Annotated in this window: 12 protein-coding genes and 1 riboswitch; of the genes, 5 read left to right on the top strand and 7 right to left on the bottom strand. The window is 64.0% G+C overall.

All coding sequences use genetic code 11. From position 1 onward, the window contains the following. Positions 1-31: 31 nt before the first annotated feature. Both FHP91_RS17955 and FHP91_RS17950 read right to left on the bottom strand, forming a co-directional pair. On the bottom strand, positions 32-805 hold the full coding sequence (locus FHP91_RS17955) for a DUF2189 domain-containing protein (protein ID WP_144310884.1): 774 nt from the start codon (positions 803-805) through the stop codon (positions 32-34). Between the two features lie 97 nt (positions 806-902). Beyond that, positions 903-1,838 carry a phosphoribosylaminoimidazolesuccinocarboxamide synthase gene (locus tag FHP91_RS17950; protein WP_144310883.1) on the bottom strand — a complete coding sequence of 312 codons (936 nt, stop codon included), beginning with the start codon at positions 1,836-1,838 and terminating at the stop codon, positions 903-905. A gap of 263 nt (positions 1,839-2,101) precedes the next feature. On the opposite strand from FHP91_RS17950, the gene FHP91_RS17945 reads away from it, so the two are divergent. Further along, positions 2,102-2,320 carry a glycine zipper 2TM domain-containing protein gene (locus FHP91_RS17945; protein ID WP_144310882.1) on the top strand — a complete coding sequence of 73 codons (219 nt, stop codon included), beginning with the start codon at positions 2,102-2,104 and terminating at the stop codon, positions 2,318-2,320. 62 nt (positions 2,321-2,382) lie between these two features. Here FHP91_RS17945 and FHP91_RS17940 read toward each other — a convergent pair whose 3' ends face one another. The 5 genes from FHP91_RS17940 to pyk all read right to left on the bottom strand — a co-directional run bounded on the left by FHP91_RS17940 (position 2,383) and on the right by pyk (position 8,017). Further along, positions 2,383-3,675, bottom strand: coding sequence for a DUF3422 family protein (locus tag FHP91_RS17940; protein WP_144310881.1), 1,293 nt, complete (start codon positions 3,673-3,675; stop codon positions 2,383-2,385). Between the two features lie 93 nt (positions 3,676-3,768). After that, positions 3,769-4,197, bottom strand: coding sequence for a gamma-glutamylcyclotransferase family protein (locus tag FHP91_RS17935; RefSeq protein WP_144310880.1), 429 nt, complete (start codon positions 4,195-4,197; stop codon positions 3,769-3,771). A 61-nt stretch (positions 4,198-4,258) separates the two neighbouring features. Beyond that, positions 4,259-5,323: a class II fructose-bisphosphate aldolase gene (fba, locus tag FHP91_RS17930; RefSeq protein ID WP_144179500.1), complete on the bottom strand. Its 1,065-nt coding sequence runs from the start codon at positions 5,321-5,323 to the stop codon at positions 4,259-4,261. Positions 5,324-5,421: 98 nt separating this feature from the next. Beyond that, on the bottom strand, positions 5,422-6,174 hold the full coding sequence (gene bluB, locus FHP91_RS17925; RefSeq protein ID WP_144310879.1) for a 5,6-dimethylbenzimidazole synthase: 753 nt from the start codon (positions 6,172-6,174) through the stop codon (positions 5,422-5,424). Between the two features lie 48 nt (positions 6,175-6,222). Then, positions 6,223-6,430, bottom strand: a riboswitch (cobalamin riboswitch). Between the two features lie 141 nt (positions 6,431-6,571). Beyond that, on the bottom strand, positions 6,572-8,017 hold the full coding sequence (pyk, locus tag FHP91_RS17920) for a pyruvate kinase (RefSeq protein ID WP_144310878.1): 1,446 nt from the start codon (positions 8,015-8,017) through the stop codon (positions 6,572-6,574). Between the two features lie 243 nt (positions 8,018-8,260). Here pyk and FHP91_RS17915 point away from each other — a divergent pair, with 243 nt between their 5' ends. The 4 genes from FHP91_RS17915 (at position 8,261) to ccoN (ending at position 13,644) form a co-directional block, all read left to right on the top strand. Further along, positions 8,261-9,028 carry an SDR family NAD(P)-dependent oxidoreductase gene (locus FHP91_RS17915; protein ID WP_144310877.1) on the top strand — a complete coding sequence of 256 codons (768 nt, stop codon included), beginning with the start codon at positions 8,261-8,263 and terminating at the stop codon, positions 9,026-9,028. Between the two features lie 141 nt (positions 9,029-9,169). Continuing rightward, positions 9,170-11,638: a heavy metal translocating P-type ATPase gene (locus FHP91_RS17910; protein WP_144310876.1), complete on the top strand. Its 2,469-nt coding sequence runs from the start codon at positions 9,170-9,172 to the stop codon at positions 11,636-11,638. A 2-nt stretch (positions 11,639-11,640) separates the two neighbouring features. Further along, positions 11,641-11,856, top strand: coding sequence for a cbb3-type cytochrome oxidase assembly protein CcoS (gene ccoS, locus FHP91_RS17905; RefSeq protein ID WP_144310875.1), 216 nt, complete (start codon positions 11,641-11,643; stop codon positions 11,854-11,856). 363 nt (positions 11,857-12,219) lie between these two features. Further along, positions 12,220-13,644 (top strand): cytochrome-c oxidase, cbb3-type subunit I, encoded by a 1,425-nt coding sequence (gene ccoN, locus FHP91_RS17900; protein WP_144310874.1) that lies wholly within the window; start codon positions 12,220-12,222, stop codon positions 13,642-13,644. The last annotated feature ends 13 nt before the right edge of the window (positions 13,645-13,657 follow it).

Here is a 13,657-nt window from a genome sequence, read left to right as displayed (position 1 = left end):
CAAGCCCCCCGGCGCAGCGGCCGGGGGTAAGTTAATCCACCAGGTCGCGGTAGGCGTGCCAGGAGGCGTGGCCAAGCAGCGGCAGCAGGATCGCCATGCCGACCATCAGGGTGGCAAAGCCGAGCAGCATCAGCACGACGATGAGCACCGCCCAGACCAGCATGGGCAGCGGGTTGGTGGCGACGGCCCGGATGCTGGTGGCCATGGCCGTCATCATGTCGGTGTCGCGGCCCATCATCATCGGAATGGCGATGACCGTGGCGCTGAATACCACCGTGGCCAGGATGCCGCCGACGGCGATGTAGGCCAGCACCAGCAAGGTGTAGTCACCGGAGAAGAAGATCGACTGGAAGAAATTGCTCAGATCGGGCACGTTGTCGGCATAGAACAGTGCAAAGACCACGGCCGAGACGCGCTCCCAGACGATCAGCATCAGGGCCAGCAGGATGCCGAAATGAAACAGCACGTCGGCACGTTGGCGGAGGCCGGTGAGCGAAGCGCGCAGGCTGGTGCGTTCGCCGGCTTCATGGCGCCGCGAAATCTCATACAGCCCGGCAGCGGCGAGCGGGCCGATCAGCAAGAAGCCGGAAATGGCGGTGGAGAACAGATACGGCCGCGGCGCGGCGAACATCAGCAGCAGATAGCCGACGAGTGCAAAGAACAGCCCATAGGCGAGGCTGGCGCTAAGGTTTTCGCGCATGTCGGACCAGCCGCGCTGAAGCCAGTCGAGCGGTCGTTGCGGGGGGACTTCGCGGATGCGGGGGAGGTCGAAATGCTGCGACAGAAAGTCGGCATGTCTGTCCATGAATACGCTCCAGATCAGAAAGGGTATCCCCGTCAATCTAGAACGCATTCACGGCGAAGGAAAGCTGCACTGCGGCATGGTGCGCCGCAGGGCAGGTTCAGCCGAGCTGACGGCCGGTCAGGCGCTCGTAGGCTTCGACATACTTGGCACCGGTGCGGGCCGCCACATCGGTGGGCAGGCGCGGGCCGGGCGCGGTTTTGTTCCAGTCGAGTGTTTCGAGGTAGTCGCGCACGTACTGCTTGTCGTAGGACGGGGGGCTTATGCCCTCGCGGTACTGGTCGGCGGGCCAGAAACGGGAGGAGTCGGGCGTGAGCGCTTCGTCGATGAGGTGCAGCGTGCCGGCGGCGTCGACGCCGAATTCAAACTTGGTGTCGGCAATGATGATGCCGCGGCCGGCGGCGTAGTTGGCCGCCTCGGTGTAGAGCTGCAGGGCAGCCTTGCGGGCCTCTTCGACCAGTTGGGCGCCGTTCTTGCCGGTGCCGGCCAGCAGGCCGGAGAGTACGGCGGCGGTGCGGGTCTGGGCTTCGGCGAAGGAGATGTTCTCGTCGTGGTCGCCCACGTCGGCCTTGGAGGCGGGGGTGAAGATCGGCGACGGCAGCTTGGCCGCTTGCTTGAGGCCGGCCGGCAGGGTGATGCCGCAGATCGCGCCGGTTTGCTGATAGTCCTTCCAGCCCGAACCGATCACATAGCCGCGCACCACCGCCTCGATGGGCAGCGGCGTGAGGCGTTTGACCACCAGCGCGCGGCCGATGACCTGGTCGCGCTCGTTCGGTGCAACGACGGTTTCCGGCGCGATGCCGGTGAGCTGGTTGGGCACCACGTGGGCGAGCCGGTCGAACCAGAAGCCGGCCAGCGCGGTGAGCACTTCGCCTTTGCGTGGGATCGGGTCTGGCAGGATGACGTCGAAGGCGGACAGGCGGTCGGAGGTGACGATGAGCAGTTTTTCGTCATCGACGGCGTAGATGTCGCGCACTTTGCCGCGGGCGAGCAGGGGCAGGGAGGTAATGCTGGACTGGAACAGGGGCGTGGTCATGGAAGTCGGCCAGAACGGGTCAAAGCGGAATTATAGCGGGGCTGGGAGGCAGTCGTGGACTCGGCGGTGCGCGGTCGATTGACGGTAATCGGATGTAACAGGTTTGAACCCGCTGCGGGCGCGACATGCATGCGTTAACTGAGGTGCTCGCGCCGGTACGGCCAGGTGCTGACATGCGTGGATACAACTGTGGTGCAATCTCGCGCGATATCGCGGTCTACCGGGGACAAATGACGACATTGTCGTTCGTCCGAGGAGGTCGTATGAAAACGCAGATGATGGGTGTGTTGTTGGCCGGGGCCGTGTTGCTGGGTACGAGTGCATGCAGTACCTGGGACAACTTGTCCGCCCGCGAGCGCAGCGCCGCGATTGGCGCCGGCGTGGGTGGTGTGGCCGGCGCGGTCATGACCGATGGCGGGGTGCTTGGCACCATCGGCGGCGCGGCGGTTGGCGGGGTGATCGGGGATCAGGTCGGCAAGTGAGGGCGGCGCGTGTTTTGAGCCATGCTGGCGCATGCCGTGACCGCGACCCGCCGCTGCACAGTTCATGAGTGGTCGCCTTCCTCCGCCGCCAGCGCCTTGCGCATTCGCCGCATCCCCAGCGCGACGGCGGTGGCGCTGATTGGGATGGTGATGGCGGTGAGGATCTCGGGTGTGAGCGGTTCGATGGCGTGCTTGGCGCCCTTGGCCATGTAATTGACCAGTTGCGATGCGTAGTAGGTGATGGCGACCACCGACAGGCCTTCGACGGTCTCCTGCAGGCGTAGCTGAAGTTTGGCACGGCGGTTCATCTGGCCGAGCAGCTCTTGGTTTTGCTGTTGCAGGGCGATGTCGACACGGGTGCGGAGCAACTGGCTGCTGCGGGCGATGCGGGCGGAGAGTTCTTCTTGGCGGCGGGCGATGGCGGCGCAGGTGTTGACGGCCGGCGCGAGGCGGCGTTCGATGAAGTCGGTGATGTTCGGGTAGCCGGCGTGGCGTTGTTCGCGCAGTTCGGCGGTGCGTTGCTGGACGAGCCGGTAGTAGGCCGCGGCCGCGCCGAATCGGTAGGTAGTGCGGGCGACGGCGTGCTCGACCTCGGTGGCCAGCCGGGTGAGGCGGGTGAGGATGTCGCGCTCGTCGTTGGCGATGGCGGTCTGGCTCATGGCGTCCATCAGGTCGGCCAGTTCGTCTTCGGCGGCCTTGAGTGTCTTGCTGATGGCCTTGGCGACCGGGAAGGCCATGAGGGCCATCATTCGGTAGGTTTCAATTTCCAGAATGCGTTGTACGTTGCGGCCGGCCTGGCGGCGGTCGAGTCCGTCGTCGATGATCGTGAAGCGGGAGAAGCCGTCGTGGATCTGGAAATCGGTAAATAGCCAGCCGGCGCCATCGGCAAAACGCGTGACGATGATGGAGCGGTCTGGATCGGCCAGTTGGGCGGCGCGGGCTTCGGCGGGGTGTTTGCCGGCAGAGAGCACGGCCACATTCGAGGCGACCATCAATTTGCCGGGAATGGCCTTGCGCCAGGCGGCAGGCACGGCGAGCAGGGCGGCGCTGTCTTCGGGTTCGGCGTCGTCGACGTCGCGCAGAAAGGTGTAGCTGGAGAACTCGTTGTGGCGCTCCCACTTGAGGCGGAAGTCGCCGGCGTCCAGCAGGAGGTGGCCTTTGGCAGTTTCGGGCAGCGGAATCTGTAGCTGGCGAGCGAGTTGCTGAAGGTGATGGTGCTCTTGGTCGCTGCTGCCATTGTCGTGCACGAAGGCCAGGTAGCTGATGCGGGTCGGGCCCCGCAGCGGAATCGGCGGGCGGGCGTGGACTTCGTCGTTGAGGCTTTGCCGGAGCGGGTGTTCTTCAAACAGGGTCATGGGCGTAGGCACCGTGATGCGAGCGGCGTAGCGCCGGAAGCGGCCTACTTTAGCAGCCTGTTTTACGCCCGGGTAGGGCGGTGACGGCGCGGGTTACATGTCTGACCGGTCGGTCGGAAAATGTCGGCGTAGGAAGTGCGCTTTGTTGTGGCGCATGAAATGCTCGGCGTCCCAGTCGCCAGGCGCAAGCCGGTGGGCGTGGGCGGGGTGAAAGATAAAGGCCCAGGCGATGATGGTGATGCCATCGCGTGTCAGAGCCTCGACGGCTTCGCGCTGGTACTGCGCGCCTTCAAAGGCGTCGAGGCGCGCCAGCGCGGTGGCATCGCGCAGGTGATAGAGCACGCCGTCGACGCTCGAATCGCCGGCGGGGCGGATGCCGGGGTAGTCTTCGCCGCGCACCGGATGGCGGCGGTAGCCGTTCAGCCGAGCGGGTTCGGCGGGGCAGGATTGACCGGTGACGGCGCGAAAGATGTCGTCGCACATCAGCGAGCCGTAGGTGAAGCAGGCGGTCGGGGGTGTCATGGTGGGCCGGATGCGACAACGGCACCCGCAGGTGCCGTTGATGTCGCCAGCATCGTGTGGATCAGCGCACGACCTGGGTGAGCTCGCCAGCCTTGTAGCGGGCGGCGATCTTGTCGAGCGAGACCGGCTTGATCTTGCTGGCCTGGCCAGCGCAGCCGAAGGCTTCGAAGCGCGCCTTGACCACCAGCTTGGCGGCCTCGCGGGCGGGTTTGAGGTATTCGCGCGGGTCGAACTTGGATGGGTTCTCGAACATGAACTTGCGGATCGCGCCGGTCATGGCCAGGCGGATGTCGGTGTCGATGTTGATCTTGCGCACGCCGTACTTGATACCTTCGACGATTTCCTCGACCGGCACGCCGTAGGTTTCTTTCATGTCGCCGCCAAACTCGCGGATGATCGCCAGCAGCTCTTGCGGCACCGAACTGGAGCCGTGCATGACCAGGTGGGTGTTGGGGATGCGCTGGTGGATGGCCTTGATGCGGTCGATGGCGAGGATGTCGCCGGTGGGCTTGCGGGTGAATTTGTAGGCGCCGTGGCTGGTGCCGATGGCGATGGCCAGGGCGTCGCAGTCGGTCAGCTTGACGAAGTCGGCGGCCTGATCGGGGTCGGTGAGCAGTTGCGAGTGGTCCAGCTTGCCTTCGGCGCCGTGGCCGTCTTCCTCGCCGGCTTCACCGGTTTCGAGCGAGCCGAGGCAGCCCAGTTCGCCCTCGACCGTCACGCCGATGGCGTGGGACATCTCGACCACCTTGCGGGTGACTTCGACGTTGTAGTCGTAGGAGGCCGGAGTCTTGCCGTCTTCGAGCAGCGAGCCGTCCATCATCACCGACGAGAAACCGGAGCGGATGGCGGTGAGGCACACCGCCGGCGACTGGCCGTGGTCCTGGTGCATGACGACGGGGATGTGCGGGTAGGCTTCGACGGCGGCGTCGATCAGGTGGCGCAGAAAGGCTTCGCCGGCGTATTTGCGGGCACCGGCCGAGGCTTGCATGATCACCGGGCTGTCGAGTTCGGCGGCCGCTTCCATGATGGCCTGGACCTGCTCCAGGTTGTTGACGTTGAAGGCGGGCAGGCCATAGCTGTGCTCTGCTGCATGGTCGAGAAGCTGTCGCATGGATACGAGCGGCATGGGTGTCTCCTGATTGGGGTCGAAGCGTGCCGGCGCATCGGGCGCCGGCAAAACGCGATTATTTTACCGTGAGTGCCGCTGTTGCGGTGCGTCAGGCGTCACACGGGCGGAATGCCTTGCGAGGCCTTGGCCTGGCAGGCGCGGAGTTCGGCGTTCAGGCCATCGGCATTTTTGTCGGCGCCACCCCAGGTGTCGAAATGCAGCAGTTCTTCGAGCGGCAGGCGCTGGCGCCAACCGGCCGCTTCAAGTTCGGGCTTGTCGAAGAAATGGCTGACCTTGCCGATACACAGGTAGGCCACCGGCATGATGCGCTCGGGCAGCTGCAGAATCTCGCGAATGGCCGATTGCTTGAAGATGCTCACCCAGCCCACGCCAAGGCCTTCGGCGCGCGCGGCCAGCCACAGGTTTTGTACGGCGCAGACCGAGCTGTAGATGTCCATCGCCTTGATATGCGTGCGGCCGATCACCACCGGGCCGGCGCGGTCGCGGTCGCAGGTGATGCACAGGTTGATCGGGGCTTCGACGATGCCTTCGAGGCGCAGGGTTTTGTAGGTCTCGCGCTGCTCGCCTTCGAACATGTCGGCGGCTTCGGCATTGGCGGTGGTGAAGGCGTCATGTACCTGCCGCTTGATCGCCGCGTCGCGCACCAGCACAAAGCTCCACGGCTGCATGAAGCCCACCGAGGGCGCAAAGTGTGCTGCGGTGAGGATGCGCGCCAGCATGTCGTCCGGCACCGGGTCGGGCAGGAACTGGCCGCGCACATCGCGGCGGGCGAGGATGTTGCGGTAGATGACGGCGCGGTCGGCGTCGCTGAACTGATGGATGGTCTGATGACCTTGAGTCGCTTGCATGGAGTCCCCTTGATTCAAGCGTAGTGCACGGCGGCCGGGCCTGGCTGCCGATGAAAACGCTCTCCGGCCGGTCTTCTGACTCGGGTTCAGCGTCTGCCGCGCCTTCCCGCCCGTTTGGGCAGTGGCATGTTGCGGCAGACATCCCCCTCACAGCGTTGGGCACGTTGCGGAATCGGCGGCCGGGGCAGGCCCCGCCGCCTCACCGCATTCCCGATTCTCCCGTCTTGAGACGGGCACCGGAAAGCGACATGAAAACGGCCGCCAGTCTAGCAGAGCGGCGGCCGTCGGGATCTTGCAGCGGTGCAGCGTCAAGCTTGGGCCGTTCCCGCCCGGCGCAGGGCCGCCCCAAGCCGGGCTGCGCCCCTTTGGGCGGCAGCGCAGGGGCCGGTATTCTCTTTCAGTCGGCCGAGTTCGGTGCCGTGTGCTCGCCGACCCGCACGATCTTCAAGGTGTTGGTGCCGCCGGCGGTGCCGATTGGCTCGCCGATGGTGAGCACGATCAGGTCGCCGTAGGTGACCACGCCCTGGTCGATGAGGATGCGCTCGGCTTCCCACAACAGCATGTCGCGGTCCTGGTGTGGCTGCGACATGAGCAGCGGATACACCTCGCGGTACAGCGTCATCTGGTTGCGCGCGGCTTTTTCGGGCGTGAGAGCGTAGATCGGCACGCCGCTGTTGAGCCGGCTCATCCACAGCGCGGTGGAGCCGGTCTGGGTGAGGGCGGCGATGGCCTTGACCTTGAGGTGGTGGGCCGTCCAGATGGCGGCCATGGCGATGGACTGGTCGATGCGCGTGAAGGTGCGGTTGAGTACATCGCGGTCGAGCGTGACTTCGGATGATTTTTCGGCTTCCAGACACACCCGCGACATGGCTTCGACCACTTCGACCGGGAAACTGCCGGCGGCAGTCTCGGCCGACAGCATGACGGCGTCGGTGCCGTCGAGCACCGCGTTGGCCACGTCGGACACCTCGGCGCGGGTCGGCACCGGGCTGGTGATCATCGACTCCATCATCTGGGTGGCGGTGATGGTCAGCTTGTTCTTCTCGCGGGCGGCGCGAATCATCTTCTTTTGCAGCGCCGGTACGGCCGCGTCGCCCACTTCGACCGCCAGGTCGCCGCGCGCCACCATAATGCCGTCGGAGGCGTCGAGGATTTCTTCCAGGTTGGTGACCGCCTCTGTGCGCTCGATCTTGGCAATCAGCAGCGCCTTGCCGCCGGCGGCGCGCATCAGTTGGCGGGCCATGTACATGTCGGCCGCGCTCTTGGGGAAGGAGACGGCGATGAAGTCGACGCCGATCTTGGCCGCCGTGCGCACATCGTCCATGTCCTTGGCAGTCAGCGCCGGGGCCGAGAGACCGCCGCCCTGGCGGTTGATGCCCTTGTTGTTGGAGAGCAGGCCGCCGACGCGGACGGTGCAGTGAATGGCGGTGCCGATCACTTTCTCGACGCTGACCTTGAGCCGGCCGTCGTCGAGCAGCAGGATGTCGCCAGGGCCGACATCGCCGGGCAGGTCGGGATAGTCGAGGCCGACACGGGTTTCGTCACCCAGTTCGCAGGTGGCGTCGAGAATGAAGGCCGCGTCTTTTTTGAGCGTGACCTTGCCGTCGGCAAATTTGCCGACCCGGATCTTTGGTCCCTGCAAGTCGGCCAGAATGCCGACCGGCCGCCGGGTGCGTGCGCTCACCTCGCGAATGGCATTGGCGCGGGCGATGTGATCTTCAGGCGTGCCGTGCGAGAAGTTCATGCGCACCACATCCACCCCGGCATGCACCATGGCTTCGAGGACGGCGGGGTCGGAGGAGGCGGGGCCGAGTGTGGCGACGATCTTGGTGTGGCGAGACATGTGGCGTCCTGTTGTTGTGATGTGGGCGACGGTAGCGTTCTATTCTAGCGGCTGTGCTGGTCTTGGGCACGACAGGTGTCGTGACAGCGGCTATCTGGCACGTTCCTGCCGGTCGTCTCTTTGGCAGGACTGTGCGTGAGCCACGTGGCATGCTGCGCTGATCGACTGGCGAGCGGGAAGCATGTTGACGTTGACGTCAACGTCGCTTATTGTGTTCCGGATAACTTTTTCGAGGGCAGGGCGATGGATTTGAAAGGCAGTGTTTTTGTCGTAACCGGCGGCGGCTCAGGATTGGGCGCCGCGACGGCACAGATGGTGGTCGAGGCCGGCGGTAGCGTGGTGTTGGTGGATGTAAACGTCGAAGCCGGCGAAGCACGTGCAGCCGAACTGGGCGCTGCGGCACGCTTCGTAACAACTGACGTGACGGATGAAAGCAGTGCTCGCGCCGCTTTTGCCGCGGCAGCCGAAGCCTTTGGCTCGGTCACCGGCCTGGTGAACTGCGCGGGTGTGGCGCCGGCAGAGAAAGTGCTTGGGCGCGAAGGCGCGCACCGCCTGGCTTCCTTTGCCAAGGTGGTCGGGATCAACCTGATCGGCACCTTCAACATGATCCGTCTGGCCGCCGAAGCGATGAGCCAGAACACGCCCAACGCGATGGGTGAACGCGGTGTGATCGTCAGTACTGCGTCGGTGGCCGCCTTTGATGGCCAGATCGGTCAAGCGGCCTACGCGGCATCGAAAGGCGGCGTGGTGGCGCTGACCTTGCCGGTGGCGCGCGAGCTGGCGCGCTCGGGCATTCGCGTGATGACCATTGCCCCGGGCATCATGGAAACACCGATGCTGATGGGCATGCCGGCCGAAGTGCAGGACGCGCTGGGCAAGATGGTGCCCTTCCCCTCGCGCATGGGCAAGCCGTCGGAGTACGCGGCGCTGGTGCGTCACATCGCCGAGAACAGCTATCTGAATGGCGAGGTGATTCGTCTGGATGGCTCGATCCGCATGGCGCCGAAGTAATCTCGCGGTGTTGTCGGACAAAAAACGCGACCCGGGTGGTCGCGTTTTTCATGGGCGTGCGGTTTGGGGCGTTCGCGCAAGTGTGATACAAGGCGTCGGTTGGTGCGGCGCAATGTGCACCGAGGTTTTTCATCGAGGTTTATGGTGTCTGATCGATCCGACGCGGCGGTTGATGACAGCGGCGAGTGCTACCACTGCGGCCTGCCCGCGACTGACGGTGTCCGTTACGACGTGGTGATTGGCGGCGAGCGCCGTCACATGTGTTGTGCGGGGTGTCAGGCGGTGGCGCAGGCGATTGTGGATACCGGCCTGACCGACTACTACCGCCATCGCGACGCCTTGCCCGAGTCGCGCAAGGAAGCGCTGCCCGAGGCGCTCGGCGAGCTCGGGCTGTTTGATCATCCCGACTTCCAGAAGACCTTCGTCCGCCCCCTCAGCGAGCACAGTCGCGAGGCTTCGCTCTTGCTTGAGGGCATTACCTGCGCGGCCTGTGTGTGGCTGAATGAGCAGCATGTGGCGCGGCTGCCTGGCGTTGAAGCGATCGAGATCAACTACGCGACCCGGCGTGCCCGCGTCCGCTGGGACGCCGAGCGGGTCAAGCTGTCAGACATTCTCGGTGCCATCCAGGCCATCGGTTACCGCGCCTATCCCTATGATGAAGCCCGCTCGGAGGAGATCGCCCGGCGCGAGCGCCGCAGCGCCCTGTGGCGCCTGTTTGTGGCCGGTTTCGGGATGATGCAGGTGATGATGTACGCCATCCCCGCCTATGTGGCGGGCGAGGGCGACATCACCGCCGATATCGACCAGCTCTTGCGCTGGGCCAGCCTGGTGCTGACCGTGCCGGTGGTGCTGTACTCGGCCGCGCCCTTCTTTCAGCGGGCCTGGCGCGATGTACGTCTGATGCGCCTCGGCATGGATGTGCCGGTGGCGCTAGGGGTCGGCAGCGCCTTTGCGGCGAGTTGCTACGCCACGGTGATTGCGTCGGGCGAGGTGTATTTCGACTCGGTGGCGATGTTTGTGTTCTTCCTGCTGTGTGGTCGCTATTTAGAGATGATTGCGCGGCAGAAGGCCGTGCGCGGGGTCGAGGCCCTGGGCAAAGTCTTGCCGGCGTTTGCCGAGCGGGTGCTGGTCGATGGCAGCGATGAGCGCGTGCCCGTGTCGACGCTGGTGCCGGGTGACCGCGTGCGGGTGAAGCCGGGCGAGGCGATTCCTGCGGACGGGCGGGTGCTCGAGGGTGAAAGTGCGGCCGATGAATCCTTGCTGACCGGCGAGAGCCGGCCGGTGCCCAAGTCGGTCGGTGCGGTGGTGACGGGCGGCAGCTTGAACATCAGCAGCCCGGTGGTGGTGGAGGTCGAGCAAGTCGGCGACGCCACGCGCCTGGCCGCCATTTTGCGATTGATGGAGCGCGCTGCCACCGAGAAGCCGCAACTGGTGCGGCAGGCCGACCGCATCGCGGGCTATTTCATCGCGGCGCTGCTGGTGCTGGCGGTATCGGCCGGCATCGGCTGGTATCTGGTGGATGCTGATCGCGCGTTGTGGGTGTTTGTGTCGGTACTGGTGGTGAGCTGTCCCTGCGCCCTGTCGCTGGCCACGCCGGCAGCGCTCACGGTGGCGTCGGATGCACTGGCTCGGCGCGGCGTGCTGGTCACCCGCGGCCACGCGATTGAAGCACTGGCGAGCGCCGATACCATCATGTTCGACAAGACGGGCACGCTGACCGAGGGCGCGGTGCGTCTGGCGGACATACATACCGCCGACGGCGTGGATCGACAGATCGCGCTGGCTATCGCCGCGGCGCTCGAGCAGGGCTCGGAGCATGCCATCGCCTCCGGTGTCCGCGCGGCGTCGAAAGGCGTGCGCAAGCAGGCCATGGCCGTCATCGCGCAGACCGGGCGGGGCGTCGAAGGCGTGGTCGATGGGCAGCGTTATCGCATCGGACGCGAGGATTTTGTCGAAGAGTTGGCGCGCTCTCCGTTGCCGGTGGCGCTCCGTGCCGCCCCGGGCGACATTCGGACGCCAGTATTTTTGGGCGGCGACAAAGGCTGGCTGGCCATCTTGCTGCTGGAGGACGAGACCCGGCCGCAGGCGCGCGAGGCGCTGCAGTGGATGGCCGCTCACGGTCTGGCGCTCGGCATTCTGAGCGGCGATGCGTCGCAGACGGTCAAGGCCTTTGCGGAAAAGCTCGGTGTGGCGAATGCCTCTGGCGGGCTGTCACCGCAGGACAAGCATGCGGCCATCGAGACGCTTCAGGCGCAGGGGCGCGTGGTGGCGATGGTCGGTGATGGCGTCAATGACGCGCCGGTGCTCGCCAAGGCGCATGTGTCGATTGCGATGGGCGAGGGCACCGAGTTGGCCCGGACGCACGCTGATATCGTCCTGCTGGGCGGTCAGATGATGGCGCTGACCGAGGGCATTGTGCTGGCGCGGCGCACTATGAAGATCATCCGGCAAAACCTGTTCTGGTCATTCGGCTACAATTTTCTGGCCATTCCGCTGGCCGTGGCAGGGTGGGTGACGCCCTGGATGGCGGGTATCGGCATGTCAGCCAGCTCCCTTTTTGTCGTGCTCAACGCTTTGCGTTTGCAGCGTGGACGCTCGGCGCGTGAGTGATCATGGATAGCTTGTATTTGCTGATTCCACTTTCCGTCTTGCTGGTCTTTGTGATCGGCCTGCTGTTCTGGTGGTCGGTGCGCTCGGGGCAGTTCGACGACCTCGAGGGGCCCGCGTATAGAATGATGATGGACGACGATAAACCGCCGTCGGCGAAGGATGCCGACGGTCCGGCCGGAAATACCCCAAAAAAAACGGGCGGGACGTCGGCTGATTGATCGCATCTCGGCTGACTATTTTTCCAGATTGATCCATGTCAACGCCCCTATTTTGCGCATAGTCATACTACGCACATGGGTATTGGCATGTGCCGCGCCGACGCGGCGCTGGCGTGCCAGCCAAACGGTTTCAAGTCTCTCTGTTGGGGTTGGGGGTGCGTGCAAACGCACCCTTTTTTTTGCGCCTCGTATACCCTTAACCCCCATAGCGTCAAGGCTTTGCGCGCATCTTGCAGTGCAATACAATATTGACCTGTATCAAAAGCTCGACCCGGTCTAGGGGTATCCTTCGTCCGGTGCATATTCGGCAGCCATGCCAGTATGCAGGGGGGTTCCAGGTTTTAATTCTAAGAGGTGACTCACATGCAATCGCAAGCGACTTACAACTATAAAGTCGTGCGCCAGTTCGCCATCATGACGGTGGTGTGGGGGATCGTGGGCATGCTGGTCGGCGTGATCGTCGCAGCACAGCTCGTATGGCCCGAACTGAACTTCGCCGAGTGGTTCCACTTTGGTCGACTGCGCCCGTTACACACAAACGCCGTGATCTTTGCCTTTGGCGGCTGTGCGCTGTTTGCAACGTCTTACTATGTGGTGCAACGCACGAACCATGTGCCCTTGTTTGCACCCAAGTTGGCATCATTTACGTTCTGGGGATGGCAACTCGTCATCTTGCTCGCCGCGATCACCTTGCCGCTGGGGATTACCACCAGCAAGGAATACGCCGAGCTCGAGTGGCCGATCGATCTGTTGATTGCGGTCGTGTGGGTGTCTTACGCGATCGTCTTCTTCGGGACCATCGCCAAGCGCAAGACGTCGCACATTTATGTGGCCAACTGGTTCTACGGTGCATTCATCCTTGCGGTGGCTTTGCTGCATATCGTCAATAGCGCGGCGATTCCGGTCAGCCTGACCAAGTCCTACTCCGCCTATGCGGGTGTGCAGGATGCGATGATCCAGTGGTGGTACGGCCACAATGCGGTAGGCTTCTTCCTGACCGCTGGCTTCTTGGGCATGATGTATTACTTTGTGCCAAAGCAGGCCGACCGTCCGGTCTATTCCTATCGCCTGTCGGTGGTGCACTTTTGGGCGCTGATCTTCACTTACATGTGGGCCGGCCCTCACCACCTGCACTACACGGCGTTGCCGGACTGGACTCAGTCTGTGGGCATGGTTTTCTCGCTGATTCTGCTGGCACCGTCGTGGGGCGGCATGATCAACGGCATCATGACCTTGTCGGGCGCGTGGCATAAGCTCCGTACTGATCCGATTCTCAAATTCCTGATCACCTCGCTGTCCTTCTACGGCATGTCGACCTTCGAAGGTCCGATGATGTCGGTGAAAACCGTGAATGCGCTGTCGCATTACACCGACTGGACCGTCGGTCATGTGCACTCGGGCGCACTTGGCTGGGTGGCCATGGTGTCGATTGGTGCGATGTACTACCTGCTGCCGCGTATGTACGGCAAGACTGAAATGTATTCGACCAAGCTGATCACGACCCACTTCTGGATCGCGACCATCGGTGTCGTTTTGTACATTGCCTCGATGTGGATTGCCGGTGTTATGCAGGGCCTGATGTGGCGTGCCACCAACCCGGATGGCACATTGACCTACTCCTTCGTTGAGTCGGTCAAGGCCAGCTATCCGTTCTGGTCGATCCGTCTGCTCGGTGGTGTGCTCTTCCTAAGCGGCATGCTTCTCATGTTCTACAACATGATGAAGACGATCGCTGGTCAGAAAGCCTATAGCGCACCGGTGGTCGCGCCTCAGGCCGCACACGCCTAATCCGGAGAGACGA

Source organism: Denitromonas halophila (assembly GCF_007625155.1).
In the GTDB taxonomy this organism is placed as follows: Bacteria; Pseudomonadota; Gammaproteobacteria; order Burkholderiales; family Rhodocyclaceae; genus Nitrogeniibacter; species Nitrogeniibacter halophilus.
This window is presented reverse-complemented; position numbering and strand designations above follow the sequence as displayed.